Source organism: Candidatus Thiodiazotropha endolucinida, from assembly GCF_001715975.1.
GTDB lineage: Bacteria > Pseudomonadota > Gammaproteobacteria > Chromatiales > Chromatiaceae > Thiodiazotropha > Thiodiazotropha endolucinida.
In genome coordinates, this window is sequence record NZ_MARB01000015.1 from 103,029 (window position 1) to 128,969 (window position 25,941).

The window sequence follows — 25,941 nt, forward strand, 5'->3', positions numbered from 1 at the left end:
GGTCCTAGGGCCTGTTAACACTGATCCAATCGGCTCTGCTCCCGGCTTGGCCCTACTCTTCACCTGACAATGAGCGTACCGATAATACACCATCGATGGAAGCCAAGGTCTGCAACAGCTCAGCATTGGGCTGCTTGTCCACGTCCAGTAGGGTGACCGCGATATCGTCCCGGGACTTGTTGAGCATATCCAGGATATTCAATCCCTCATTGGCCAGATCGGTGGAGATCTGCCCCACCATATTGGGTACATTGCTGTTCACGACGGCGATACGGAAACCACCGTTTCTCGGCAGATTTATGCTGGGGAAGTTGACTGAATTGGTGATATTGCCGTTTTCCAGGTAGTCGCGAACCTCCTCGGCCACCATGATAGCGCAGTTGTCCTCCGCCTCCTTGGTTGAGGCCCCCAGGTGAGGCAGGGTAATCACTCTCGGATGATCCTTCAGCAGGTTGCTGGGAAAATCGCACACGTATGCATAAAGTTGGCCACTATCCAGGGCGGCCACGGTGGCCTCATCATCGACAATGCCGTTACGGGCAAAATTGAGCAGCACCGATCCAGGCTTCATCAACCTCAACCGCTCGGCATTGATCATATTTGCTGTGGCATCCGTCAGCGGCACGTGAAAAGTCACGAAGTCCGATTTGGAGAGCAGATCATCCACGCTCAAGGCCTGCTCCACTTCCGAAGCGAGTTTCCATGCGCTTTGAACTGTTATGGTGGGATCGTATCCGATCACGTTCATGCCCAAGGCACGACAGGCATTGGCAACCTTGACGCCGATTGCACCAAGCCCGATGACCCCCATGGTACGTCCCGGCAGTTCAAAGCCGACGAAATTCTTCTTTCCCGACTCCACCTGTTTGGAGATAACGCCGTCATCCCCTGACAACCCTGTCGTGAAGCGCCAGGCCGGACCCAGGTTCCGAGCCGCCAGCAGCGCACCGGCCAGCACAAGCTCTTTGACCGCATTGGCATTGGCGCCCGGCGCATTGAAGACCGGAATCCCCAATCCGGTCATCTCGGCCACCGGAATGTTGTTGACACCGGCGCCGGCCCGTCCGATCGCCTTCACCGTTTCCGGAATTTCCATGCCATGCATTTTATGGGAACGTAGCAGGATCGCATCCGGGTGGGTGATTTCGGAAGCGACTTCATAAGTATCACGGGGCAGACGATCAAGGCCCGCCACGGAGATGTTGTTCAATGTCAGTATTTTGTACATGTTGTTATCCGTTGACCCGTTCAAACTCAGCCATGAAATCGATAAGCACCTGAACCCCCTCTTCGGGCATGGCATTATAGATACTGGCGCGCATGCCACCCACAGAGCGATGGCCCTTTAGCGTCTTGAGGCCGGCTGCTCCCGCCTCTTCGATAAATTTTCCATCCAGTCCGGCATCGTTCAATGTAAACGGAACATTCATCCAGGATCGACTGTCGGGTGATACCGGATTGGCGTAGAAACCGGAATCGTCAATGGCTTTGTAGAGCGCCTCCGCCTTACGCCGGTTGATCATAGCCATACCGGCCAGTCCACCTTTTTGCTGTAGCCATTTAAATACCAGACCTGCCAGGTACCAGCCATAGGTCGGTGGCGTGTTGTACATGGAAGCATTTTCGCTATGGGTCGCATATTGAAACATTGCCGGTGTATTTTCGACGGCATTTCCTATCAAGTCTTCACGTACGATGGCAATGGTCAAACCGGCGGGCCCTATGTTCTTCTGCGCACCGGCATAGATAATTCCATACTTCGAGACATCGAGCGGCCGTGACAGGATGGTTGAGGAGAAATCGGCAACCAGTGGTACATCAGCCGTCTCCGGCACATAGGGAAACTCTACCCCCTGGATGGTCTCGTTAGGCGTATAGTGCACATAGGCGGCGCCAGGATCGAGGTTGAGTTCCGACTGACCAGGCGTTGTGGTGAACCTGGTCTCTTCCGTGCTGGCCACCAGATTGACAGTCGCAAAACGCTTGGCTTCCGCAATCGCCTTTTTCGACCAGGAACCGGTATTGATGTAATCGACTTTGGTATTTTCCCGGGTCAGATTCATCGGCACCATGGCAAACTGGCTTGATGCGCCACCCTGGAGGAACATCACTTTATAGTTGTCAGGTATCTGCAGCAAGGCACGCAAGTCCGATTCCGCCTGCTCGGCAATGGACATGAACTCCTTACCCCGGTGGCTCATCTCCATAACTGACATCCCGCTGCCTCGCCAATCAAGCATCTCTTCCCTGGCCTGCTGCAGAACCTCTTCCGGTAAAATCGCGGGACCGGCACTAAAGTTAAAGACTCGTGACATCTATAGCCTCTCAATATCGTGAATAGTTTGGAATTTCATCAATCAAATATTCTGTGGGCACTGGCCGGGGAAATACACAATCCGAAAACAATCATACTCAACCGCATTGAGTTTCGTTCCTGCACAAGCGAAGCATGCACATATTCTTCACAGGATGACGGCGTGAGATGTTCAATCGTCCATATCGGTTTGATCCGGATCCACATCGTCGTCTGCATCGGTGTCGAGATTTTCTACCCGTTCGACCCCGATCAGGCGTTCATCGCTGCTGAGACGAATCATGATCACACCCTGGGTATTACGACCCATCTGCGAAATTTCGCTGACCCGATTGCGCACCAGAGTGCCGCCATCGGAGATCATCATCACTTCGTCTTCATCGACCACCTGTACAGCACCGACGACAGTACCGTTACGCTCCGAGGTCTGAATCGAAATGACACCCTGGCCTCCCCGGCCGTGCACCGGATACTCCTCGATGGCCGTTCGTTTGCCGTAACCGTTTTCTGTAACGGTCAATACATCACCTTCGGCAGCAACGATCAGGGAGACGACCTGATGTTCCTCTTCCAACCGGATACCCCTGACACCACAGGCGGTCCTGCCCATCGCCCTGACCTTGGATTCGGAGAATCGAACCGCTTTACCACTGCTGCTGAAGAGGAGAATATCCTGTTCACCGTCGGTGATGGCAACCCCGACCAGCTTGTCCCCGTCACGCAGGTCGACGGCAATGATGCCGTTGGCCCTGGGCCTGGAGAAGGCCTCCAGCGAGGTCTTTTTCACAGTGCCGGAGCTGGTCGCCATGAAGACATAACGATTGGCCTCGTATTCGCGTACCGGCAAGATGGCATTGATCTGCTCTTCCTCATCCAACGGCAACAGGTTGACGATCGGTTTGCCACGGGCATTGCGCCCGGCCTGAGGCAGTTCATAGACCTTCAACCAGTAGACCTTACCCATGTTGGAGAAACAGAGAATGGTATCGTGAGTGCTGGCAACGAACAGCTTGTCGACGAAATCCTCATCTTTGGTTGCGGTGGCGATCTTACCCTTACCCCCCCTTCGCTGGGCCTGATAGGTACTGACCGGCTGTGCCTTTGCATAGCCCGCATGGGAGAGGGTCACCACCACATCCTCTTCGGTGATCAGATCCTCGAGCGTAAGATCGAGACGGTTTTCGATGATCTCGGTACGGCGCTCATCGCCATACTGTTCACGTATTTCAAGCAGCTCTTCCCGAATCACCTGCATCAGTCGGTCGGGACTGCCGAGAATATCGAGAAGATCGGCAATTTTATCCAGCAGCTCCTCGTATTCCTTGATGATTTTATCCTGCTCAAGGCCCGTTAAGCGGTGCAGTCGCAGATCGAGGATGGCCTGAGCCTGTACTTCGGTCAGACGATATCCCTGCTCGGTAAGACCGAACTGATCAGACAGGTCCTCAGGCCGGGTACTGGCGGCACCCGCACGTTGAAGCATTGATTCAACGGTTTCCGATTGCCAGTAACGGGCCAGAAGCGCGCTCTTTGCCTCCGCCGGATTGGCCGCCTGTTTTATCAATTGAATGACTTCATCGATGTTGGCCAGCGCCACTGCCTGGCCTTCCAACACATGAGCCCTGTCCCGAGCTTTGCGCAGCTCGAACAGGGTGCGCCGGGTCACCACTTCGCGGCGGTGACGGATGAAGAACTCAAGCAATTGTTTGAGATTGAGCAGCCGCGGACGGCCATCCACCAGCGCCACCATGTTGATGCCGAACACACTCTGCATGGCAGTCTGTTGGTAGAGGTTGTTGAGTACCACCTCCGCCACCTCGCCCCGGCGCAGTTCGATGACGATGCGCATTCCCTCCTTGTCCGACTCGTCACGCAATTCGGTGATACCCTCGATCCGTTTCTCCTTCACCAACTCGGCGATCTTTTCGATAAGGCGCGCCTTGTTTACCTGATAGGGCAGCTCATTGACGATGATGGTCTGCTTGCCGTTGCTGTCATCCGTCTCTATCTCGGTGCGGGCACGCATATAGATCCTGCCACGCCCGGTATGATAGGCCTCCTTGATACCGCTGGCGCCATTGATCAGGCCCGCAGTGGGAAAATCGGGGCCTGGAAGATGGGACATCAGCTGATCGATATAGATCTCCGGATCATCGATTACCGCAATACAGGCATCGACTACTTCGGTAATATTGTGCGGTGGCACATTGGTTGCCATACCGACCGCAATACCGGCTGATCCATTGACCAACAGGTTGGGAATCCGCGCCGGCAAAACGGCCGGTTCCCGTTCCGTTTCATCGTAATTGGCAACGAAATCGACCGTCTCCTTGTCCAGGTCGTCCAGCATGGTGTGGGCGATGCGCGCCATACGCACTTCGGTATAACGCATCGCCGCAGGGGAGTCACCATCCACCGATCCGAAATTTCCCTGTCCATCGACAAGCATATAGCGCATGGAAAATGGCTGGGCCATGCGGACGATGGTGTCGTAGACGGCGGTATCGCCATGGGGATGGTATTTACCGATCACATCGCCCACGATACGCGCCGATTTCTTGTAGGGCTTGTTCCAATCATTACCCAGTTCATTCATCGCATAGAGCACGCGGCGATGGACAGGCTTGAGTCCGTCACGCACGTCGGGCAGGGCCCGGCCCACGATTACGCTCATGGCATAATCCAGGTAGGATTGCCGCATCTCGTCTTCGAGATTGACTGGGAGTACTTCTTTGGCGAATTCGGTCATCTGGCTCGTTGTCTTTTGCTATCGCCCCCACTAACACAGTGAGGCGTCAGAAAAAGCGCATTGTACCATAGCCCCCCACACTGCGCTGTATAAAAAACGCCTGAAATCCGTTTTCAGAGGCTCTCAGGCGTATTCGCCATCATTTTTTCTATCTTTTTCTCATTTGGCGAAAGGACAACGCCTTTTTCTGTGACAATCGCATCAACCAATTCAGCCGGGGTGACATCGAACACGGGATTCCATACCCCCGCACCGCTCGCGGCAATCTGACGCCCCCCGCAGGAGAGCAACTCATCCTCACCCCTTACTTCGATCGGTATCTCGCTGCCACAAGCGATACCCATATCGATGGTTGAGGTAGGCGCCGCCACCATCACCTTGACGCCGTGGTACTTGGCCGCCACTGCCAGGCTGTATGTGCCAATCTTGTTCGCCACGTCACCGTTTGCCGCGATCCGGTCCGATCCCACGATAATCCAATTGACGCCCCCTTGGGCCATGCGATGAGCGGCCGCCCCATCGGCCAGGAGAGTGACGGGTATACCGTCCTGCAACAGCTCCCAGGCGGTCAGACGCGCTCCCTGCAGCCAGGGCCGGGTCTCATCCGCGAAGACCTGCCGAATCAGCCCCCGCTTATGGGCGGATCGAATCACCCCCAGCGCGGTACCATATCCGCCGGTGGCGAGGGCACCGGCGTTGCAATGGGTGATGACACCGCTATCGACATCCAGCAGGGAGGCGCCCAATTCCCCCATATGCCGGTTTGCCTCGATATCCTCCTTATGGATCGCCAAGGCCTCTTGCAACAGGGCCTCCCTGGGATCTCCGGCTTCAGGCAGACCCTTTATCAGCGCCTCCATCCTGCCCAGCGCCCAAAAGAGATTTACCGCGGTTGGACGGGATCGTTTAAGGCATTCAAGGTCGGCCTTGAGAGCCTCCTTCCAATGCTCTGAGGATGACTGGAAGGCCATACCTCCGGCCAGAACCACACCATACGCTGCGGTGATGCCGATCGCCGGCGCACCGCGCACCACCATGTCCGTAATCGCCCGCGCGGTTTCGGCCGCGTTGTTCAATTCCAGGAAGGTCACGTCGCCGGGTAGCTTGCGCTGATCCAGCAGGCACAGATGTCCATTCCGCCAAACGATCGCGTCGTCGGCCGTTACCTGAGTCATGTATTGGGAGAGATCCATAATTAGCCACTGCGAAAAGTCTGTGCTTGTTAAATATTCGGGTTATCGACTGCTAAGCTGTCGTTGCATTTATTCCGGGTGCACGTGTAGTGTCTCACAATATTCATTGATAACAGAGATAAGACGATGCTTGAACAGGTCGATCAACTCATCCATGCCGAATGGATCATACCCGTGGTCCCTGAAAACCTGGTGTATACCAACCATACATTGGTGGTTAACCGGGGTCGCATAGCCGCCATATTGCCCACCGATCAGGTTGCGTCCCAATATCAGTCGACACAGGAAACCAAGCTGCCGGGTCATGCGCTGATACCCGGTCTGATCAATACCCATACCCATGCGGCGATGGCCCTGCTCAGAGGACTGGCCGATGACATGCCGCTGATGACCTGGTTGAACGAGCATATATGGCCCGCGGAGGCCAAATGGGTCAGTGAGGAGTTCATCCATGACGGCAGCCAAATGGCGATTGCAGAGATGCTCCTGGGCGGTACCACCTGCTTCAACGACATGTACTTTTTTCCCGATATTACCGGACGGGTTGCGAACAGTGCGGGTATCCGGGCAGTACTCGGCCTGATCGCCATCGATTTCCCCTCCGCCTGGGCCAGTGACGGTGACGACTACCTGCATAAAGGCCTGCAGGTACACGATCAATTTCGCACCAATCCCATCATTCATACCGCATTCGCACCCCACGCCCCCTACTCTGTCGGGAATGGGATATTGGAACGAATCCGTATCCTGGCGGATGAGCTTGAGATACCTATCCATATGCATGTCCACGAAACCCATGACGAAATCGTGCAGGGCCTGCAACACCATGACACCCGGCCGTTGGCCAGGTTGAACGAACTGGAACTGCTGTCGCCTGCGCTGGCGGCGGTGCATATGACCCATCTCGAAGCTAATGAGATCGAACTGTTCGCGGCCAGTGGCGGGCATGTGGTGCACTGCCCCGAGTCGAATCTGAAACTGGCGAGCGGATTCTGCCCGGTCGCTGAACTGATGGAAGCGGGGATCAATGTGGCGCTGGGTACTGACGGCGCAGCCAGCAATAACGATCTGGATATGTTCAGTGAGATGCGCAGTGCCGCCCTGCTGGCCAAGGGGGTGGCGAATAACGCCAGCACGCTGCCCGCCGCCAAGGCGCTTTCGATGGCGACCATCAACGGCGCCCGGGCGCTTGGCCTGCAGCAAGAGACAGGATCACTCGAGCCCGGAAAATCGGCCGACATGGTGGCGGTGGATCTGAACCGGATCAATACCCTGCCGGCCTACCACCCCATCTCTCAACTGGTCTATGCCGCCGGCCGTGAACAGGTTACCCATGTTTGGGTGGCCGGCCGACCCGTTGTCAGTGCGGGTAGCCTGACAACCCTGGATACGCAGCAACTGCTAAAGCGCACCGACGAATGGCGGGAACGCATTTTTGCATCGGATGTCGACAGTTAATATTCCATCGCTCGAAAAAGGACGCCGTGATGTGTAACCTAAAGGTTAGGACCGATTGGATGAGTGTTAACAGGCCCTAAGGAGTTACTGCAGCGATTATTATGAGCACCGAACAGATCAACGTTGACCATGCGGAGGTCAGCAAGTTTGAAGAGCTGGCGTCCCGCTGGTGGGATCCGAACAGTGAATTCAAACCCCTGCACGAGATCAATCCGCTACGCCTGGAATATATCCGGCGTCTCGCCCCTTTAGAGGGTAAACGGGTGCTCGATGTGGGCTGTGGCGGTGGAATCCTATCCGAAAGCATGGCTGCCTGCGGTGCTCAGGTAACCGGCATCGACATGGGTGAGGCCCCGCTGCAGGTTGCCAGGTTGCATCTGTTGGAGTCGGGGTTGGAGATCAACTACGAACGCATCCCGGTCGAGCGCCTGGCGGAAGAGCAGCCGGAACACTACGATATAATCACCTGTATGGAGATGCTGGAACATGTGCCTGATCCAGCCTCGGTGGTGAATGCCTGTGCCCAACTGGTCAAGCCAGGAGGCAAGCTGTTTTTCTCCACCATCAATCGCAACCCGAAATCCTATCTGTTTGCCATCATAGGCGCCGAGTATGTGTTGAAACTTTTGCCCAAGGGGACACACGATTATACCAAGTTCATCCGTCCTTCCGAACTCAATAGCTGGCTGCGGAAGGCCGGCCTGACCACCAACGGTATGACCGGAATGGGTTACAACCCCCTTACTCAGATCTACAAATTGACTGGTGATGTGGATGTCAACTATCTGGTTGCCGCCACCAGAGAAGCGTGATGACAAGCCGGGTGCCGAATGTTGGCCACTGGTAGTCGACTGTCATGACAATCAAGTGTGTCCTGTTCGATCTTGACGGCACCTTCGCCGACACCGCCGCAGATCTCCATTACGCGTTGAATCGGGTGCTTGTCCAGGTCGGCCGGGAAGAGATCTCATTCGAAAAGGTACGCCCTGCTGTGTCTCACGGCAGCCGGGCTATGTTGAAGGTGGCATTTGACATTGAACCTGAAGATCCCGGTTACATTGAATTGCAGCAGCAGTTCCTGCATACCTATGCCGATAATATTGCAGAATTCACCAAACCATTCGACGGCATGGAGAGTTTGATCGACGAACTCGAGGCACGTGGAATCTACTGGGGCATTGTTACCAATAAACCCGCTTGGCTGACAGATGCCTTGATGCAACAACTTGGCTTGAGCCAGCGCGCCAGTGCCATTGTCAGTGGTGATACCACCTCCCACGCAAAACCACATCCGGAACCTATCCTATATGCCTGCCAAAAGACGGGTATAGATCCGGCTCAGGCACTCTATGTCGGTGATGCTATACGGGATATCGAGGCAGGCCGCAATGCAGGCACCAAGACCCTGGTCGCACTGTTCGGCTATCTGGACAAAAACGACAATCCCCTTGCATGGCAGGCGGATGGTCAGATCAAGCATCCGCTGGAGATACTCGACTGGCTGTGAATGCGGGTTTGTTGAGAATTTTCAATATCACTAGAGACCACTGGCAGCTATAATGCACGCCCGGACAAGGGCCAGCCATCCCATGCAAGACTACAATCCTGATAAAAATCTGCTCAAGGAACGCATAATTCTGATAACCGGCGCCGGTAGCGGTATCGGTCAGGCAGCGGCTAAAAAATTTGCTGAACATGGCGCGACCGTTGTGCTGCTGGGACGCAACGAACGCAGACTGGAAGAGACCTACGACCAGATCGATGCCGCCGGATGGCCGACACCGGCACTGATTCCCTTCGATCTGGAGAAGGCGCCGAAAGAGGATTACTATGCCCTGGGGGAGAGCCTCTATCAGGAGTTCGGTCAACTGCATGGCCTGCTACACAATGCAGCCAAACTTGCGCTGTTGAGCCGAATCGACGATTTCGATCCAGAGACATGGAACAGTGTCATCCAGGTCAATCTGAACGCGGCCTTTCTGCTGACCCAGGCCTGCCTGCCCCTGCTGCGTAAGGCGGAAGACGCCTCCATCCTGTTCACATCCGACCAGGTGGGTCGAAAAGGCAGGGCCTATTGGGGTGCCTACGGGGTATCCAAATTCGCCGTCGAAGGATTGATGCAGACGCTTGCCGACGAGCTGGAAAACAGTCAGATACGTGTCAACAGCATTGCCCCCGGCCCGACGCAGACCTCATTGCGCGCCTGGGCCTATCCCGGGGAGGATCCCACTACCCTGCCGCAGCCCGACCATATCATGAGCAACTATCTCTATCTGATGGGTCCGGACAGCAAGGCTATACATGGTCAAGCGTTGTCAGCCCCTGCGGAGACACAGGCTGATATCAGCTCGACCTGAACGATTTCATCTCTGCTGGAAGGAAACTTCAATAGGACCATAAAACAGATCCCGGCAAATGCCGGGATCTGTTTTATGGTGAAGGCTTTCGCATCGCCAGAAAAATCAGCTTAGTAAACTAGCCTCCGCCCAATGCCGGCGCCTGTACGTTTAAAAATTCTCTGGTCACCATATCCCTGTATCGCTTTAAAATTTGCCTCTCATGATCATTTCTTGTCGTCTTCATCATATCGATCGACTGGATCACTTTCAGCCGTTCCTTCTGAGTTATTCCGCTGGTTAATTTTGGCATCTCGTCTCTCCCCGACTTATAAGACCAGCATAGCCTTGTCTGCAAATACCTGGTATCAGATTTGACTGGCAGGCTTGTAGTCTTTTTCTGATAAAACCCGATTTATCCTTGGTTTCACAGAATGCGTCCTGATAACTGTCAGCTTAGACGAGAAACATTTCTATTGGAATACCTCAGTGTTAAACTATGTAAATATGTTAAGATAGTACTTTAGATATTATTACTTAATATTTGTTTTTTCTTATTAATTATCCTGACTTACATATCTAATCAAATCCACTATTATCCCGTATACCCAGAGAGCACTATTTTTTCCGCACCTTATCATCCTCCGACACCACCAAAGTATAGTTATCCTGCCTCACCCCCTGAAGCAGCATATCGACATCATCCTTCGGTACATCGACCATCTGCAATGCGATGGCACCCAGACGCAGACTGCTCTCCAGCGCTTCAGGAAAGGCATGGCTTGCACCTGCGTTGAGCAGATGACCGCAAGCCTCGAGGTCGCGTGCCCTTGAGACTATCGGGATGTGTGGATATGCGTTGCGCACAAGGGAGATGGTACGTAAGGCAAGCGTCCCACTGTCGATTGTCAAAACAACCAAAGAGGCACTCCCCACATTGGCGGCGTCGAGCAGATCGGGATCGCTGATATCTCCGTAGTAGACCGGAAGGCCATCCTTCTTACCCTGGGCGACACGGTCGGGACGGGTATCAAAGACGACAACCGGCACACCGCTGGTATGCAGCAGTACCGCCACTGTATGTCCCACACGTCCGTAGCCGCCGATAATCACCCGCCGGCCCTCCACCCCCTTATCCGATGGATAACGCAGATGATCGGTTTTGGTCTTGACACTATCCATTCGCTGCGCCAATCGATCGCTGGCACGTATCAGTAACGGGGTCAGCAACATACTGACTGAAATCACACCCACGGCAATTACGAAGGTGGCCTCATCGATCACATTCAGCGCTTTTGCTGCCGCAAACAGAACGAAACCGAACTCACCCCCTTGCGCGAGAAAGAAACTGACCCGTATCGCTATCTGCTTGGAATATCCGAAGCCAAGGGCAAGCAGAAACAGTACAAGCAGCTTGATCGACACTATGACCAGAATATGTTGCACAAAGACCGGCAACTCTTGCGAGATGGCATTGAAGTCGATCGACATACCCACGGCGACAAAGAACAGACTCATCAACAAACCTTTATAAGGTTCAACGAAAGCCTGTATCTGCAAACGATAACTCGATCCGGATAGCAACATACCCATGACGAAGGCGCCCAGAGCCATGGAGAGACCCACCTGATCCATGACCCAGGCAGCCAGGAAGACCGCCAGCATGACGACCAAGAGGAAACCTTCCCTATTGCCCTGTTTCGCCAACTGGTTGAGTACAAATGGCAGCACATAACGACCTACAACCACCACCATGGCAATCATGCCGATCTCGATCATCAACTGTTGCCAGGCAGGGATTTCGGCGGAGACGCCCCCCGTCTCGGAAAAGATAGGCACCAACGCCAACAGCGGCACGATAGCCAGATCCTGCATCAACAGGATTGAAAAGGCGGTCATGCCGTGCCGGCTGGCGATCTCGCCCCGTTCCTGCAGGATCTGGATAACAAAGGCAGTCGACGATAGCGCAAAGGTAAGCCCTATCAACAGGGAGAGTAACCAGGAGGATTGCCATTGATAAAAATAGAGCGCCAAAATCAGGCCTGTCAGGGTAATCTGCAGCAGCCCCAGGCCGAAAACCTCTCGGCGCATGGCCCACAAGCGCCGTGGCCTCATCTCCAGGCCGATGATGAACAGCAACAGTACCACGCCCAGTTCGGTGAAATGCCGGACATCCTCGACATGTTCCGTCACATAGGGACCGGGGGAATAGGGACCGACGACAATACCGGCCACGAGCAATCCCAGAACAGACCCCAACCCCAAATGCTTGAACAAGGCCACGGCAACCGATGTTGCGATCAACAATAATAAAGCTGAAAACAGAAATGTATCGAGATGCATAGAACCTCGTCACCAGGACCTGTTGACACTCATCCAATCGGCCCTGCGGGAACTGTTTTTTTCCAGCAAGGCAGAATCGGCGTTGTATAGTTATTCCACATGGGCGAATGATTACGCCAGCGATCGCAGCATCAATTCTGCCCGCTAACTCATTTTATTTCGACTACTCATTACCTCATGCAACCTTACTTTAACCGACAGCTCACGGAGATACACCGGATTAACCGGCTATCCAATCTGATTGAACAGGGGTTTAACCCTACAAAGTGGTGGGGTATCCCCACATTGTATTCCTAGTCATCTGCGCTAATTTCAAACTTAACAGAAACACTAGGTGGGAGGAGAGGATGATCCGTTTCGATGCCAATGCTGTCGTTCATATTAATGAAGACCTGACTCATGATCAGATACATCATATAGAAAAAAGCCTCTCCGGAGTGAGGGGAGTCGTGAGCGCATGCACTCATATCAAGACACCTCACCTGATGGTGGTTGACTACGATCCACAGACTATCCATTCCAGAGAACTGCTCTCCCACTTCCAACAAAGCGGTGTGCATGCGTCACTGATCGGTGGAATTTAGCGTTCCGGGGCCAGCTATCCTGAATGGAATGCCACGCCTGGCCACAGCGCTGGTGTTTTATGAGTAGGACGGGATACCCTAGGCTGATGCAAAGTCCCAGACGATTGAATATTCCGCACCTGTCCGGTAAGGCACGCCATTCACAGCAAATACGGCATTTGAGCCCGTCTGTATTATGAATAGGTTCAAGGGTTTCCCGCCACAGACACTCCCCTTTCTTGAAGCACTGGCACAGAATAACAATCGCGCATGGTTCGCTGACAATAAACAGCAATATGAATCTGCCGTCAGGGAACCGGCACTCGCATTTATTGAAGAGATGGCGCCAAAACTGAATGGCATCTCAAACCAGTTTCGCGCAATCGCCAAAAAAACCGGCGGTTCTTTGATGCGTGTCTATCGTGATACCCGCTTCTCCAAGGACAAGACACCCTATAAAACCAATATCGGCATTCAATTCAGACATAGCCTGGGTAAGGACGTACATGCTCCGGGTTTCTACCTTCATATAGAACCAGGCAACTGTTTTCTCGGCGCAGGCATATGGCACCCCGATCCCAAAACACTGGGAAAAATCAGAAACTTTATTACTGACAATCCTGCCGCCTGGCAGGCCGCGCTACGTGAGAAGCCATTTAGCAAACACTTTCAACTCGAGGGCGATACCTTGATCAGGCCACCGAGAGGCTACCCTGCCGACCATCCCCTGATAGAGGATCTAAAACGCAAAGACTTCATCGCCCTCAAGGCCTTCGACGGTAATGAGATAGACAAACCATCGTTCTGTAATTTCGTTACCCGGGGTTTCAAGCAGACCGATGCGCTGATGCGCTATCTCTGTGCAGCGGTCGAGGTCAACTACTGAGGTCAATGTGGCTGCAAATGGACGCCAATCACCGCTAATATCCGCTATTTCAGTTCTTCAGAAAAATTTGCGGGTCAGTTCTGACTACCTGACGTTGACTAATTAACGGACAAACTAATATCTTATGATCACGTCATTCGGCGGATAAAGAATATTTCGTCTAGGCCCGCAATCTCTGTCGAATGTCTTCTTTTGCCTGCTGCAGGATGGAGTCTTTATCCACGGACTCCAGGATCTGTTGCACGATCGTCTTCGGCCCACCGCTCCCCCAGGAGCGCCCCTGGGCGAAGTAACGCTGGGTTGCCTTTCCGACGATATAGGTGGTGTAGTAACCCATCGCCCCCTGGGCCGCCGCAGTAACCAGAGTGGAGAGGCCGGCACTGCCCGCTTTGAGGGCGCTGGCAGCCACATTCACCGTCCACACGGTGGCCATCAGCAGTGCCATCTGGGCACCGATGGTTTTTATCAGCTCCCCCGCCTCCCCCCGGGAAACCGACATCCCATAGACGCGGGCCAGGTGCATGACCATTGAGGCGTCCAGGGCCAGGGCCGCCACCAGATCGGCCACCGGTATCGGATTCAGCGCTACCGCCACCCCCTTGCCCAGACAGTAGCCCCGTATTACCCGCTCTGCCACATCCTGGCGCACCTTCACGATACGGCCTGCAACCTCATCGCTGAGTTCACCGGCGAACAGGCTGGCATTCAGGGCGGAGAGCACCATTCCCTCCCGCTCGACCAGCTGCCAGAGACTGCCGGCCAACCGTGTCACATCGGGCAACGGGCGTTTACGGATCTCTCGCTCTCGACCATGCTCGTCCGTTTGCAGATATATCCGCTCCGCGGGGTGTGCCGCGGCAGGCACGATATAGGGAGCAGCGACCACATCCAATAGCTTTTCCTGCAGGCTGGAGAGCAGAAGCTCCAGCTCTTCAGCAGTATAGCGATCAGACTTGTTGAGCACGACAAGGATCGGACGATTTCGCTGATGCAGGGATCGAATGGCCTGCAACTCGGTTTGTGTCAGGTCGCCGTCCAATACGAACAGCACCAGATCGGCGCGGCCCGCCACATCCTCCGCCATCCGCTCGCGCTCCTCGCCACTGATCTCGTTGATCCCGGGGGTATCGATCAGAAAGACCCCACCGGCCTCAACCTCCTGCCAGGGCGCCATATCGCTGTGACGTGTCTCACCGTGCAAAGCACTGACGGTAAACCGCTCCTCCCCCAACAAGGCATTCAGCAGTGCCGACTTGCCGACACTCACCCGGCCGAAGACCGCAATATGCAGATGGCCATGCTCCAGTTTGTCGAGCATCGCCTCGACCTGCATGAAGTCGTCTTTCAGACTGTCACGGACACTATTCGGCAGGCGTTCATCTTCGAGCAGCTCGCGCAGGTTCTCCCTCGCCAGATGGAGATGGTCTTCGTCATGCTCCCCTTTACCGGGTTCACTCTTTTTTTCTGAACTCTTCCACAGCCAGCCGGGCAAAATATTTTGCACGGCTTTCCAGATCTCCACTCAGTGCCTCCTCGAAATAGTCCAACGCCTGAACGGTCTTGAGCGTTCCACTCTCCTGCAGGGTCTTTACCACGGCCTTGCCCAAGCCTTCGAATATCAAGCCATAGGCAACGGCATGAATCAAACCTCCGGTCACTGTTCCCACACCGGGAAATGCCTTCAATACATTGCCGGTCATGGCCAACAGCAAGGTCATGCGTTTGCCCACATTCTGACTGGCGAGGTCGATAAAGTGTTCAACGTCGACCTCGCGGGCCTTCACCTCATACAGGGAGGTGAGGGCCTTCACCATCTGCACGCCCAGATAGCCCTGTATCAGGACATCGCTACCGGGGCTGATCGCCGCCATGGCACCCACCATCGCCTTGCCGGTGTACTGTCGCACCAGCTTCTCGCCTTCCTGACGACGATGGGTCTGAGTCGCCAGGTGAAGCTTCTCGGCGCCCAACCGCACCAGACTCTCATCCCGCCGTGCATCGAACCGCTCCCCCTCGCTTTCGATTCGAAGCTTGATCGCACTCATCAATTCCCCGATCTTTGCTTCCCTGTCACGCAGCTCGTACCACTCCTTGCCGGAATCATCGATACGCGTTATCTGCTCTTTCCCCCCCGCCTGAACCGGTATGACTTCAATCTCCGGCAACCGTTCTCGAAGTCTGGCGAGAATAGCCTTGAGATCCTCCTCGCTATAGCGGTCCTGTTTGTTCAAGGCCACGATCAGCGGGCGCTCGAGTGCCTTGAGCACTTCAAGCTCTTGGTATTGATCACGGGTCAACTCCCCGTCGCAGACATAGATCACCAGATGGGCGCGCCTGGCCTCCTCACGGGCCATGTGGACATGCTCCGGATCGGTGTCGAGGATACCCGGCGCATCGGTCAGTTGCAGGTTGACACCCTCGCCTTCGGCATACTCATAGTGGGCGATACGCCGGGTAGTGCCGGCGCGAGGATCGACTTCAATATCCTCGGCAGCTGCAATAGCCTTGATAAGCGCACTCTTGCCCGCGGATACGGCACCGAAAAAAACCACATAGAGCGTCATTTGCGCCGCCCGCCGGTCGAGCTCCCGCAACTCTTGACGCGCCCCGGCCGTATCGATCCCCTGGGAATCCGCCTGCTGCAGCGCTTCGGTCAAACTCTCCCTGTCCCGCGGCAGTGAAGCCCCCAACACTTGCTCTGCAGGTTTGCGTTTTGCCGGTCGCAGAAGCAGCCAACTCAGGATCGAGACCAGTAGCGCGAAACCGAACAGGCCGACGGCATAGACCACCAACAGGGCGGGAGAGAGCTGATCGAGCATCTGCCACACACTGAGCGCCGATTCGGTTAGCTGCAGCATGATCAACAGCGCCAGCAGCAAAAGAAACAGTAACGCCACAAACAGCAACAGACGCAATATGCGCTTTTGTGAAGTGGGAACCTGTTGCTCTGTCATGGCTGTAGATACGGGTAGAAACCTTCCGGCATAATCCTGATCGAACAGAATACGGTAGAAACTGACGTTAAACCAGCCATGGAGCAGAGATGATTCACCTCCCTAAAGCCAGGGATGCCTGGAACAGTCCCGGGTTCGATCAGGTTCTTAAGGATGAACTGGAAGCGATCGACGGGGATCAACTTCCCCTGCAACAAGGCTTGAGCCTCAGCAGCATGGTCAGCTCGGAACCCTTCGGTGCAATCGTCATCGATAGTGAGGAAGATACAGCGTTCATTCGCTGCAGGGTCTCGATCGTCTATGCCGGCATCATCGCCGGCTGCAGCTGTGCCGACGATCCCACGCCGCTTGATACACAAACAGAATATTGTGAACTGTTGCTGGAGATCGATAAGGAAACTGCTGAGACCAGAGTGAAGTTGATAAACGAGAGCCACTGAATAGACTGCAACAGTTTACACTCCATTACAACAGACACGCTCAGATAGTTGATGTTAAGAGGGTTGCGCGCTTTTTCAGAACAACGTTATCAATCATCATAATCGGCCTGAACATAATCCGCCGCCTCGGACCAGTGCAAACTGATCTGACCGAATTTCTCCACCCTGGGCAGAATGATCTTTGCTTGCAGTGAATGTACTTGAGTGGCGATCTCATGAATCTTTTCATGGTTCGTCTGCATCAGGGAGATATGCGGCCGTATTCCATCGGCTTTCAGATAGGCCAACACCTTATAGGCGGTCTCATTGCAGGCGAAATTACCAAGCAAGGTGGTGATCCCCATCGCCGAGATTTCACCGAGGAAGTGACGCGCCTGCTTAAGGTTTGAGGCCAGTGAGGGGAGGTTGAACTCTATGATTAAGCCGGTGCCTGTCAACTGCATATTGCGCAATTCTGACTTCAAAAATTCGAGAACCGTTTCGTCACCGGCCGCATGGGCGGACAAGCGAATGAGCAATTGATTTGTATTACCATGAAACGTAGCTTGCCCAAGCATTTTTAGCGCATTATGACAAATATATTTGTCGAGCAGATTACTCGCTCCATGACGCTCGGCGGTCAGATAGATATCATCCGAGATCAAAACGATATCGGTCGCCGGCGCAGGCACCGGTATCTGTTCACTGATTTCCTTGCCTATATCGTGGGATGCGCTGAATTTGTGCTCATGGAACTCTATCAGACCCGCCTTCAGGGCATTGAGAAACTGTTGTTTCTGGAATTCATCGGCGGCCTGTTCACCGGATTCTTCGCCGGTGGTCTGTTCATGATAGCGCAGATATCCGTCATGCTCCTCGCGATAGGCCTGCAGCGACGCCGCCTCTCCCCTGGTGAGATGAAGATAGGCGTCCAGCTGTTTTGCATCGATCAGTTCCAGGCCGACACCGAAAAGATGCCCGCCTCCTGATGCCGGATCGTCGGCAAGGGCTTCACTGAGTTGCTCATAGAGGGCTGAACCGATCGCTTCGATCTCTGCTTCTGTTTTGCGATGAATCAGAATACCCAGACTTTGCCCCGCGGTTCTGGCGATAATGTCGCGTTTGCTAAACAGTGCTCCGGCCAGATCGGCGACATCTAGCACAAGGTTGTTGATCGCCTCACTCTCATCACTGCTGAGGTGTTGTTCCCGGTCGGCGAGAGTTATGGAAAACAGTGCACCGGCCATCTCTCCCTTTTGCATCGTTTGGTTACTGACATCGATCTGCTGCAACAACTCCCTTCTGTTGCGCAATCCCGTAGAGTGATCGATGTGTCCCTTTTTGCCTGCCGTGAAAATCTCTTTGGCTCTGTTGATGCGTGTTTTAACGGTAGCCAGCAGATGTTGCGGTCTGACCGGCTTGGTCAGAAAGTCATCAGCGCCCGAATGGAGAGCAAGCAGCTTCTTTTCCATGACATCTTCTCCGGAGAGAAAGACGATGGGTATGGTCAACGACTCACCCCTCTCGCGTATCACCTGGGTCAACTCGATCCCGTTCGCACCCGGCATGTAGAGATCCATAAGGATAAGATCCGGCTGAAACTGCTCCACTGCTTCCATCACGCCCAGTGGATCGGTAATCGCCAGGGTTTCCAGACCGCCTTTGCGTAACAGTGCAGTGGCGAATTTCGCCTGGGATTCGTCATCCTCAACCACCAATACCCGATTATGGGGTTTCACATCAGGAGAGATGATCTGCTTGAGATTCAACATCAGATCGGTGATGTTGATCGGTTTGGAAAAACACTGGGTAGCGCCCGATCGCAAGGCTTCGAGACGGATTTCAATATCACACCGATCCGAGAGAAAGATCAGTTCGGGCCGCCTTTTCTTCTGCGTACGCAACTCATCGAGGAGTTGATTCACCTCACCCATGTGCTGCAGGTGCTCTGTGTCGACAAGTACGGCCTTCGCCTTCTCATCAGCCGTCGCCGTGCGCAGATCTTCAACACTGTGGACGTTTAAGACACGCCATCCATTCTTCTGTATGGCTGCGGTGATTTGATCCTTGACGCTATCCTCATGATTCAGATAAATCACTTGATAGTTTGATTGCATCGCTGTCTCGACACTGCTGGGCGCCTGGGAAGCGGATACGGCAGCCTTCAGCGCTTCGAGATGTTGATTGAGGCGATCTATCTCTTCTGCATCGGGTTGGGCATCTTCCTGAAAGATTTCGTTGATCGCCTGATCGATGACCTGGGTAGTTTTATTGACATTGACCAGGCCCGCCTGGCGGCTCTTTCTTGTCATTTCATTGAGATGGCGCAACACCGATCTCACCCCTGATGCGTTCCACATACCCGAGGGCAGCACCGGCCAATTCACCTCGATATTGGCGAGGATCTCAGGGAGCTGTTGCAGCAGATGCCTATTGTGTGAGTCCCCAGTGGCAGTCATCTTTAATTACCCTGATAACTATTTATAAACCAACTCAGCTTGCACTATGCATGACCAGCATAGATGCCTCATCGCAGTACATATACACGGCCTAATCCCACTATCTTATTACGGCTATTATATGATCATCTGAAGTTTTTTCTACAGTTGATTGAAAAACATAGAAAAAACTTTAATAGATATCAATCCGCACTATTCCATTGGTGATATAAACATACTGTCTGTTTTAATCAACTATTTTTATAGGAATACGGATGATTATAATTTCTATTTCTGTTAACAGTTATTCAATTGGGTGAGCCGATATGAAAAAGCACCAGACACCGATGCTTGACCAGCTGGAGAGTGGCGAGTGGCCCGGTTTCATCACCGGTATAAAGCGCTTGCGTGACCATCACAGCGACCCCCGCATTCGTGAAGCCACCAATGACCTGTTAGGACAGTTGGAACACTCTTATGAGACGATCAAAGGCTACTGGAAAGGGGGAACCGTCAGTGTCTTCGGCTATGGCGGCGGGATCATCCCGCGCTTTTCCGAAATCGGCCACCTGTTTCCGAAATCGAAGGAGTTCCACACCCTGCGGGTTCAACCGCCCGCGGGCAACTACTACACCACCGATTGCCTGCGGCAGCTTGCGAACAGTTGGGAGAAGTGGGGCTCAGGCCTGGTCACCTTTCATGGCCAGACGGGTAACATCATGTTCATCGGCGCCACCACGGAGAACACCCAGCGATTTTTCGATAAGATCAATGACTATGGCTTCGATCTGGGCGGGGCCGGCCCCTGTGTCAGGACGGCACAATCCTGTGTCGGCTCCGGCCGATGCGAACAGTCCTGTACCAATGAGCACGATATCCACCGCAGTCTGGTCAACAACTTTCTTGACGAGATGCACCGCCCCGCCCTGCCCTACAAGTTCAAGTTCAAGGTCTCCGGTTGTCCCAACGATTGCATGAACGCCATCGAACGGGCCGATTTTGCGGTAATCGGCACCTGGCGCGATGAGATGCAGGTGGATCAGCAGATGGTGCGGGAATATGTCGCCGACAAAGGGCGGAAGTATCTGGTGGACAATGTCATCACCCGCTGCCCGACCCGCGCCTTGTCCCTCAATGATGACGACACCCTCAGTGTGGACAACCGCAACTGCGTACGCTGCATGCACTGCCTGAATGTGATGCCGAAGGCCCTCTCTCCGGGAAATGACCGCGGCATCAGCGTGCTCATCGGCGGCAAGCGCACACTCAAGATAGGCGACCGCTTCGGTACCGTAATCGTGCCTTTCATGAAGGTGGAGACGGAAGCGGATTATGAGCGTTTGGTGGAACTCGCTGAAGAGGTGATCGATTTCTTCGCCGAGAACGCGTTGGAACATGAACGTATCGGCGAGATGATCGAGCGCATCGGCCTGGCCAACTTTCTCGATGCATTGAATATCGAAATGGATCCCAACATGATCGTTCATCCGCGGGAGAGCTCCTATGTCCGAACCGACAATTGGGAGCAAGAGGCCGCGAAGTGGACAGAGCGTAAAAACAGCAGCGATGCCAATGCAGCCTAGGAGTCAATTCGATGCCAGCCTCACAACGCAGAATCCCCATTGAAAGCGGTTGTCCCGACGGGATGCAATATATGCATCCCGTGATGAAGAAAAACTTCGGACAATGGAAATACCATGAAGATCCCAAACCCGGGGTGTTGAAGCATGTCGCCCATGACGGCGACGAGATCTGGACAGTGCGTGCGGGCACACAACGCATCCTCGACCTGTTCACCCTGCGCAAGCTTTGTGAGATCGGTGACCGCTATGCGGATGGCTATGTACGTTTCACGATTCGCAGTAATATCGAATTCATGCTGGCGGACGGCGCCAGGGTTGATCCGCTGATCAACGAGCTGGAGCGCAACGGCTTTATCGTCGGCGGCACCAGAAACTCCGTTACCTCGATCTCCCATACCCAGGGCTGGCTCCACTGCGACATCCCCGCCACCGACGCCTCCGGCGTGGTGAAATCGATGATGGACCAGCTGATCGGCGAATTCCGCGCCTGGAATATGCCGAACCGGGTCCATATCACCACCTCCTGCTGCCAGATCAACTGTGGCGGACAGGGGGATATCGCCATCAATATCCAACACACCAAGCCGCCGAAGATCAACCATGACCAGGTGGCGAATGTGTGTGAACGCCCCTCGGTGGTCGCCCGCTGTCCGGTCGCCGCCATTCGTCCGGCGATGGTGAATGGCAAACCCTCCTTGGAGGTCGATGAACGCAAGTGCGTCTGCTGCGGCGCCTGTTACCCCCCCTGCCCGCCGATGCAGATCAATGATCCGCAACACTCGAAACTGGCTGTCTGGATCGGCGGCAATCACTCCAATGCGCGTGGCAGACCGAGCTTTCAAAAACTGGTGGCTGCAGGCATCCCCAACAATCCGCCCCGCTGGCCGGAGGCTACGGCCATTGTAAAGCGGATACTGGCTGTCTATCGGCAGGACGCAAAGGATTGGGAGCGAATCAATGACTGGGTGGAACGCATCGGTTGGCCGCGCTTCTTCGAACTTACCGAACTGCCGTTCACCAAATTCCATATCGACAACTGGCGCGGCCAGCAAAAGAGTCTGAACGCCTCGAGCCATCTGCGTTTTTGATGCCAGGGTTTAGAGACTCAAGCCGCGAATGAACGCTAATCACCGCAAATATACGCGAATCTTTTTGTCGATCCATATCATGAGATATTGTTGAGACTATTAAAACTGAACCAATCGCCCAGATATCAAGTACTTTCTCATTCGTGATCTTTAGTATGCCCTGATCCGGTTGAAATACTTATCAGACTATTTGCGAAAATTTTGCGGTGATTAGCGTTCATTTGCGGCTAATCTCCCAATAGATTCATCACCAAGCCCCTGTTAAACCCCCACCCATTACCGCAACACGCTCGGGTAGACTAGAATGAGTTGTGTTTGATGAAATCCACTTTGATACAACAATAAGACTCTAACCTATGACTGCCAAAGCTGTCCCCATTGAGCGTTTACGCAATATCGGTTTGATCGCCCATATAGACGCCGGCAAGACCACCACTACGGAACGCATACTCTATTATGCGGGTCGTACCCATCAGTTGGGCTCGGTGGACAGCGGCACCACCGTCACCGATTGGATGGATCAGGAACGAGAGCGTGGAATCACCATTGTGGATGCAGCTGTCTCCGCCTTTTGGAACGAACATCAAATCAACCTTATCGATACACCCGGGCATATCGACTTTACCGCTGAGGTGCAGCGGGCTTTGCGGGTACTGGATGGGGCTGTTGTGGTGTTTGATGCCTCCCAGGGCGTGGAACCTCAAAGCGAAACGGTTTGGCGTCAAGCGGACCGGTATCGCGTTCCCCGTCTCTGTTTTATCAATAAAATGGATCGCATCGGCGCCGACTTCAAGCATGCGGTCGAAACCATTCGCGAGCAGCTCGGCGCCAACCCGATCCCCCTGCAACTACCCCTGGGCGTGGAAGCCGATTTTGAAGGTGTGATAGACCTGATCAGCATGCAACTCATCCGTTGGCACGATGAACTGGGTGCACACAGGGAGTACGAAGAGATACCGGCACAACACCTGGCTGATGCGGAATCTGCCCGCGCAATAATGATCGAGCAACTTGCCGAACAGGATGACACACTGCTGTCGATCTGGTTGGAAGGCGGTGAGGCCGATGAAGAGATGATCCACGACGCCCTGCGTCGCGCCACGCTGGATAATGCAATCGTGCCTGTCCTTTGCGGCAGTGCACTGAGAAACCGGGGCGTTCAGCCTCTGCTCGACGCACTGATCCGCTATCTGCCTTCCCCCCTCGATATCGGTGAAATCCAGGGCGTTCACCCGGTGAAGGGTGAAGCGATCATGCGTGCTCCGAGTAATGACAGCCCCCTCTGTGCACTCCTGTTCAAGACCGTCACCGATCCCTATGCCGGGCGTCTCTGCTATGTCCGCGTCTACTCAGGCAGTTTGCAAACGGGTGCCATGGTGCTCAACCCGCGCCACAAGCGCAACCAACGGGTTGGACGGCTGGAACGGATGTATGCCGAGCATCGGGAGGATATCGAAGTCATCCATGCCGGAGACATTGCCGCCCTGTTGGGTATGAAGGACGCAGTCACCGGCGACACTCTCTGCGATCCAAAACATCCATTGTTACTCGAATCGATCAGTTTTCCCGACCCTGTCATCAAGATCACAGTGGCGCCGATTACAGCGCAGGATAATGAACGCCTGGCTGATGCCCTGCACCACCTTGCGGAAGATGACCCCACCTTCAAGGCCGAAACCGATGAAGAGACCGGACAGACGATCCTCTCCGGCATGGGCGAGCTTCACCTGGAGGTACTGCTGGACAGGCTACAACGCGAGCAAGGCGTCAATGTCCGCACCGGCAATCCCAAGGTGGCCTATAAAGAGACCATCACTCAAACCGCTGCGGGGGTCGAAGGCCGCTTTGTCAGACAGACAGGAGGCCATGGACAATACGGCCACGTGGTCATCGAGATAACGCCGGGGGTGACGGGTTCAGGGCTGCTATTTGAAAACCGGATCAGCGGCGGCGCAATTCCCGCTGCTTATATCTCGGCAGTGGAGAGCGGCATCCGTGAGGCGGCCCGGAGCGGGGTCATCGGTGGCTATCCCGTTACCGACATCAAAGTAGCCCTGACTGACGGCTCCGAACACAGCGTGGACTCCAATCCTATGGCCTACCAAATAGCAGCAGGCATGGCACTGCGCAGCGGCCTGGAGAAAGGCGTGCCGGTTTTGCTCGAACCGATTGTTCGATGTGAGGTCATCACCCCCGAAGAACACCTGGGCGATGTGCTGGCACAATTGGCCAATCGGCGCGCCGAGATCGACGGTGTCTCTGACCGGCCGGGTCAGATCAAGGCGATTCGTAACCAGGTACCCCTTTCCGAGATGTTCGGCTACGCGACGGAACTGCGCTCCGCAACCCACGGCCGCGGTTCATTCACCATGGAGATCGACCATTTCGCCGCAGTACCGGCAACGATTATGAAATCTTTGGGGCGCTAGCTACTGACTTGGCAATGGCGAGAAATAACAAGCCGCGGATGGACGCTAATCACGGCAAATTTACGCATAAGATATTACGATCGCTTGATTCACCATAAAAACATCCGTTCAACCCTCCACACTTATCAGATATGCACTAGGCTGTTTAGGCCAAAGGAGTTGATTTCGATTGATCACGTTTAATCAGCCAAAAACCCCCATCCTTGTTTGCGAATATTTGCGGTGATTAGTGTCCATTCGCGGCTAAATATTTTTCCATAACCGATAACACGCTATCCGGTAAACGCTTGATTTGAATTCAAATAGGCCAGCTCGTCTGCTGTGCTCTTTCGGCCCAATATCTCATTCCTGTGGGGAAAGCGGCCGAATCGCCTTATCAGCGCTCGATGGTGTTTGGCCCATTTGAGATTCTCATGCAAGCCCGCTGATTCGAACAGCGAAACCGATCTATCCTGATCGGTGAGGGACTCGCTGTGCATGAACGGCAGGTAGAGAAAAGCCTGCCATGCACCAGGCATCTGTTTGTCGAAGCCGGCATCGATGGCAAATCCGGCCACGTCACGGGACTGCTGTTCCGTGGAAAAGGCTTCAGACTGGTGGCGAAACATATTCAAGGGAAATTGATCGAGAAGGATGACCAATGCAAGGCAACCCTCTTTTGTTCCTTTCCAATGATCCAACTCGCCCTTACGCCCTCGATGCCAGAGTCTCAGATAGCGATCCCTGATCTCCTCATCGAATTCCGCTGTTGAATTGAAACGCAGCGGTTTAACCCGGCCGGAAAACCAAAACTCGATGATCTCGTTTACTTCTTTGTCGCTCATCTCAATGCAGTAACGGATTTGACGATTCTCCGCCGGTCAAGTAACTATAAGGCCAAGGCCGACCTCTAAAAGAGAGCCATGAGCTAAAGGATAGGCTGCCATTTAGAAAAGTGAAGTCACCCCATCCGATCAGGTTGATCAGGCCTGGCATCTCCATCCGACGTATACCGAATCCTATTGGAATATCCTATGTAAAGAGATACTCGGCGTCGAGTTGCACCATCTACCGACCAAAGGAGGTATCGCAGAGCAGCAGAGATTCAGAGATCAATATCGATACACACTAGCAGGCTGTTGATTTTTACCCGTCGTCAGCCGTCAAATTCGTTTGGCGGTGTAATTACCGCTCAATCTAGCGATTGAT

At 54.1% G+C, this 25,941-nt stretch carries 20 protein-coding genes; 10 read left to right on the forward strand and 10 right to left on the reverse strand.

The genetic code is table 11. The annotated features are described in order from the left end of the window. Positions 1-52: 52 nt before the first annotated feature. The 4 genes from CODIS_RS13510 to mtnA form a co-directional block, all read right to left on the reverse strand. Positions 53-1,228 carry a phosphoglycerate dehydrogenase gene (locus CODIS_RS13510; RefSeq protein WP_069126043.1) on the reverse strand — a complete coding sequence of 392 codons (1,176 nt, stop codon included), beginning with the start codon at positions 1,226-1,228 and terminating at the stop codon, positions 53-55. Positions 1,229-1,232: 4 nt separating this feature from the next. Then, entirely contained in the window at positions 1,233-2,315 is a 1,083-nt protein-coding gene (gene serC / locus CODIS_RS13515) for a 3-phosphoserine/phosphohydroxythreonine transaminase (protein ID WP_069126047.1), read from the reverse strand. Positions 2,316-2,486: 171 nt separating this feature from the next. Next, complete coding sequence (gene gyrA / locus CODIS_RS13520; protein ID WP_069126049.1) at positions 2,487-5,063, reverse strand: DNA gyrase subunit A; 2,577 nt, start codon at positions 5,061-5,063, stop codon at positions 2,487-2,489. Between the two features lie 113 nt (positions 5,064-5,176). Then, on the reverse strand, positions 5,177-6,256 hold the full coding sequence (mtnA, locus tag CODIS_RS13525) for an S-methyl-5-thioribose-1-phosphate isomerase (RefSeq protein WP_069126050.1): 1,080 nt from the start codon (positions 6,254-6,256) through the stop codon (positions 5,177-5,179). A 126-nt stretch (positions 6,257-6,382) separates the two neighbouring features. Here mtnA and CODIS_RS13530 point away from each other — a divergent pair, with 126 nt between their 5' ends. The 4 genes from CODIS_RS13530 (at position 6,383) to CODIS_RS13545 (ending at position 10,071) form a co-directional block, all read left to right on the forward strand. Next, positions 6,383-7,714 carry a TRZ/ATZ family hydrolase gene (locus CODIS_RS13530; RefSeq protein ID WP_069126054.1) on the forward strand — a complete coding sequence of 444 codons (1,332 nt, stop codon included), beginning with the start codon at positions 6,383-6,385 and terminating at the stop codon, positions 7,712-7,714. 101 nt (positions 7,715-7,815) lie between these two features. Beyond that, positions 7,816-8,526, forward strand: coding sequence for a bifunctional 2-polyprenyl-6-hydroxyphenol methylase/3-demethylubiquinol 3-O-methyltransferase UbiG (gene ubiG, locus CODIS_RS13535; RefSeq protein ID WP_069126056.1), 711 nt, complete (start codon positions 7,816-7,818; stop codon positions 8,524-8,526). Positions 8,527-8,570: 44 nt separating this feature from the next. Further along, entirely contained in the window at positions 8,571-9,221 is a 651-nt protein-coding gene (locus CODIS_RS13540; protein WP_069126059.1) for an HAD family hydrolase, read from the forward strand. Positions 9,222-9,273: 52 nt separating this feature from the next. After that, entirely contained in the window at positions 9,274-10,071 is a 798-nt protein-coding gene (locus CODIS_RS13545) for a YciK family oxidoreductase (protein WP_470260651.1), read from the forward strand. 118 nt (positions 10,072-10,189) lie between these two features. Here CODIS_RS13545 and CODIS_RS20990 read toward each other — a convergent pair whose 3' ends face one another. Further along, the gene (locus CODIS_RS20990) at positions 10,190-10,363 is read right to left on the reverse strand and encodes a hypothetical protein (RefSeq protein WP_154723129.1); all 174 of its coding nucleotides are present in this window, start codon (positions 10,361-10,363) and stop codon (positions 10,190-10,192) included. 305 nt (positions 10,364-10,668) lie between these two features. Continuing rightward, positions 10,669-12,393, reverse strand: a complete 1,725-nt coding sequence (locus CODIS_RS13550) for a cation:proton antiporter domain-containing protein (protein ID WP_069126062.1) — start codon at positions 12,391-12,393, stop codon at positions 10,669-10,671. Between the two features lie 347 nt (positions 12,394-12,740). Between CODIS_RS13550 and CODIS_RS20995 the strand changes: the two genes are divergently transcribed. Both CODIS_RS20995 and CODIS_RS13560 read left to right on the forward strand, forming a co-directional pair. Continuing rightward, positions 12,741-12,977, forward strand: coding sequence for a hypothetical protein (locus CODIS_RS20995; protein WP_154723130.1), 237 nt, complete (start codon positions 12,741-12,743; stop codon positions 12,975-12,977). 175 nt (positions 12,978-13,152) lie between these two features. Further along, positions 13,153-13,842, forward strand: coding sequence for a DUF2461 domain-containing protein (locus CODIS_RS13560; protein ID WP_069126071.1), 690 nt, complete (start codon positions 13,153-13,155; stop codon positions 13,840-13,842). A 160-nt stretch (positions 13,843-14,002) separates the two neighbouring features. Here CODIS_RS13560 and CODIS_RS13565 read toward each other — a convergent pair whose 3' ends face one another. Next, entirely contained in the window at positions 14,003-15,364 is a 1,362-nt protein-coding gene (locus tag CODIS_RS13565) for a YcjF family protein (RefSeq protein WP_235615223.1), read from the reverse strand. After that, entirely contained in the window at positions 15,294-16,796 is a 1,503-nt protein-coding gene (locus CODIS_RS13570) for an Era-like GTP-binding protein (RefSeq protein ID WP_069126073.1), read from the reverse strand. Before CODIS_RS13570 ends, CODIS_RS13565 begins: the two co-directional genes overlap by 71 nt. 89 nt (positions 16,797-16,885) lie before the next feature. Between CODIS_RS13570 and CODIS_RS13575 the strand changes: the two genes are divergently transcribed. Next, complete coding sequence (locus CODIS_RS13575) at positions 16,886-17,236, forward strand: hypothetical protein (protein ID WP_069126076.1); 351 nt, start codon at positions 16,886-16,888, stop codon at positions 17,234-17,236. 89 nt (positions 17,237-17,325) lie between these two features. Here CODIS_RS13575 and CODIS_RS13580 read toward each other — a convergent pair whose 3' ends face one another. Next, a complete protein-coding gene (locus CODIS_RS13580) occupies positions 17,326-19,674 on the reverse strand; it encodes a response regulator (RefSeq protein WP_069126079.1) in 2,349 nt (782 codons plus the stop codon). Between the two features lie 305 nt (positions 19,675-19,979). On the opposite strand from CODIS_RS13580, the gene dsrA reads away from it, so the two are divergent. From dsrA to fusA, 3 genes are all read left to right on the forward strand, one after another. Next, positions 19,980-21,236 carry a dissimilatory-type sulfite reductase subunit alpha gene (gene dsrA, locus CODIS_RS13585; RefSeq protein WP_069126082.1) on the forward strand — a complete coding sequence of 419 codons (1,257 nt, stop codon included), beginning with the start codon at positions 19,980-19,982 and terminating at the stop codon, positions 21,234-21,236. 11 nt (positions 21,237-21,247) lie between these two features. Continuing rightward, positions 21,248-22,324 (forward strand): dissimilatory-type sulfite reductase subunit beta, encoded by a 1,077-nt coding sequence (gene dsrB, locus CODIS_RS13590; protein WP_069126084.1) that lies wholly within the window; start codon positions 21,248-21,250, stop codon positions 22,322-22,324. 356 nt (positions 22,325-22,680) lie between these two features. Beyond that, entirely contained in the window at positions 22,681-24,753 is a 2,073-nt protein-coding gene (gene fusA, locus CODIS_RS13595; RefSeq protein WP_069126086.1) for an elongation factor G, read from the forward strand. Positions 24,754-25,025: 272 nt separating this feature from the next. On the opposite strand, the gene CODIS_RS13600 is transcribed toward fusA, so the two are convergent. Beyond that, positions 25,026-25,577, reverse strand: coding sequence for a DUF924 family protein (locus tag CODIS_RS13600; protein ID WP_069126087.1), 552 nt, complete (start codon positions 25,575-25,577; stop codon positions 25,026-25,028). Positions 25,578-25,941: the final 364 nt, after the last annotated feature.

Bases quoted from the DNA above. Each gene is read 5' to 3' on its own strand.
- CODIS_RS13510 (WP_069126043.1), bottom strand. From the start codon at position 1,228: ATGTACAAAATACTGACATTGAACAACATCTCCGTGGCGGGCCTTGAT.
- serC (WP_069126047.1), bottom strand. From the start codon at position 2,315: ATGTCACGAGTCTTTAACTTTAGTGCCGGTCCCGCGATTTTACCGGAA.
- gyrA (WP_069126049.1), bottom strand. From the start codon at position 5,063: ATGACCGAATTCGCCAAAGAAGTACTCCCAGTCAATCTCGAAGACGAG.
- mtnA (WP_069126050.1), bottom strand. From the start codon at position 6,256: ATGGATCTCTCCCAATACATGACTCAGGTAACGGCCGACGACGCGATC.
- CODIS_RS13530 (WP_069126054.1), top strand. From the start codon at position 6,383: ATGCTTGAACAGGTCGATCAACTCATCCATGCCGAATGGATCATACCC.
- ubiG (WP_069126056.1), top strand. From the start codon at position 7,816: ATGAGCACCGAACAGATCAACGTTGACCATGCGGAGGTCAGCAAGTTT.
- CODIS_RS13540 (WP_069126059.1), top strand. From the start codon at position 8,571: ATGACAATCAAGTGTGTCCTGTTCGATCTTGACGGCACCTTCGCCGAC.
- CODIS_RS13545 (WP_470260651.1), top strand. From the start codon at position 9,274: ATGCACGCCCGGACAAGGGCCAGCCATCCCATGCAAGACTACAATCCT.
- CODIS_RS20990 (WP_154723129.1), bottom strand. From the start codon at position 10,363: ATGCCAAAATTAACCAGCGGAATAACTCAGAAGGAACGGCTGAAAGTG.
- CODIS_RS13550 (WP_069126062.1), bottom strand. From the start codon at position 12,393: ATGCATCTCGATACATTTCTGTTTTCAGCTTTATTATTGTTGATCGCA.
- CODIS_RS20995 (WP_154723130.1), top strand. From the start codon at position 12,741: ATGATCCGTTTCGATGCCAATGCTGTCGTTCATATTAATGAAGACCTG.
- CODIS_RS13560 (WP_069126071.1), top strand. From the start codon at position 13,153: ATGAATAGGTTCAAGGGTTTCCCGCCACAGACACTCCCCTTTCTTGAA.
- CODIS_RS13570 (WP_069126073.1), bottom strand. From the start codon at position 16,796: ATGACAGAGCAACAGGTTCCCACTTCACAAAAGCGCATATTGCGTCTG.
- CODIS_RS13575 (WP_069126076.1), top strand. From the start codon at position 16,886: ATGATTCACCTCCCTAAAGCCAGGGATGCCTGGAACAGTCCCGGGTTC.
- CODIS_RS13580 (WP_069126079.1), bottom strand. From the start codon at position 19,674: ATGACTGCCACTGGGGACTCACACAATAGGCATCTGCTGCAACAGCTC.
- dsrA (WP_069126082.1), top strand. From the start codon at position 19,980: ATGAAAAAGCACCAGACACCGATGCTTGACCAGCTGGAGAGTGGCGAG.
- dsrB (WP_069126084.1), top strand. From the start codon at position 21,248: ATGCCAGCCTCACAACGCAGAATCCCCATTGAAAGCGGTTGTCCCGAC.
- fusA (WP_069126086.1), top strand. From the start codon at position 22,681: ATGACTGCCAAAGCTGTCCCCATTGAGCGTTTACGCAATATCGGTTTG.
- CODIS_RS13600 (WP_069126087.1), bottom strand. From the start codon at position 25,577: ATGAGCGACAAAGAAGTAAACGAGATCATCGAGTTTTGGTTTTCCGGC.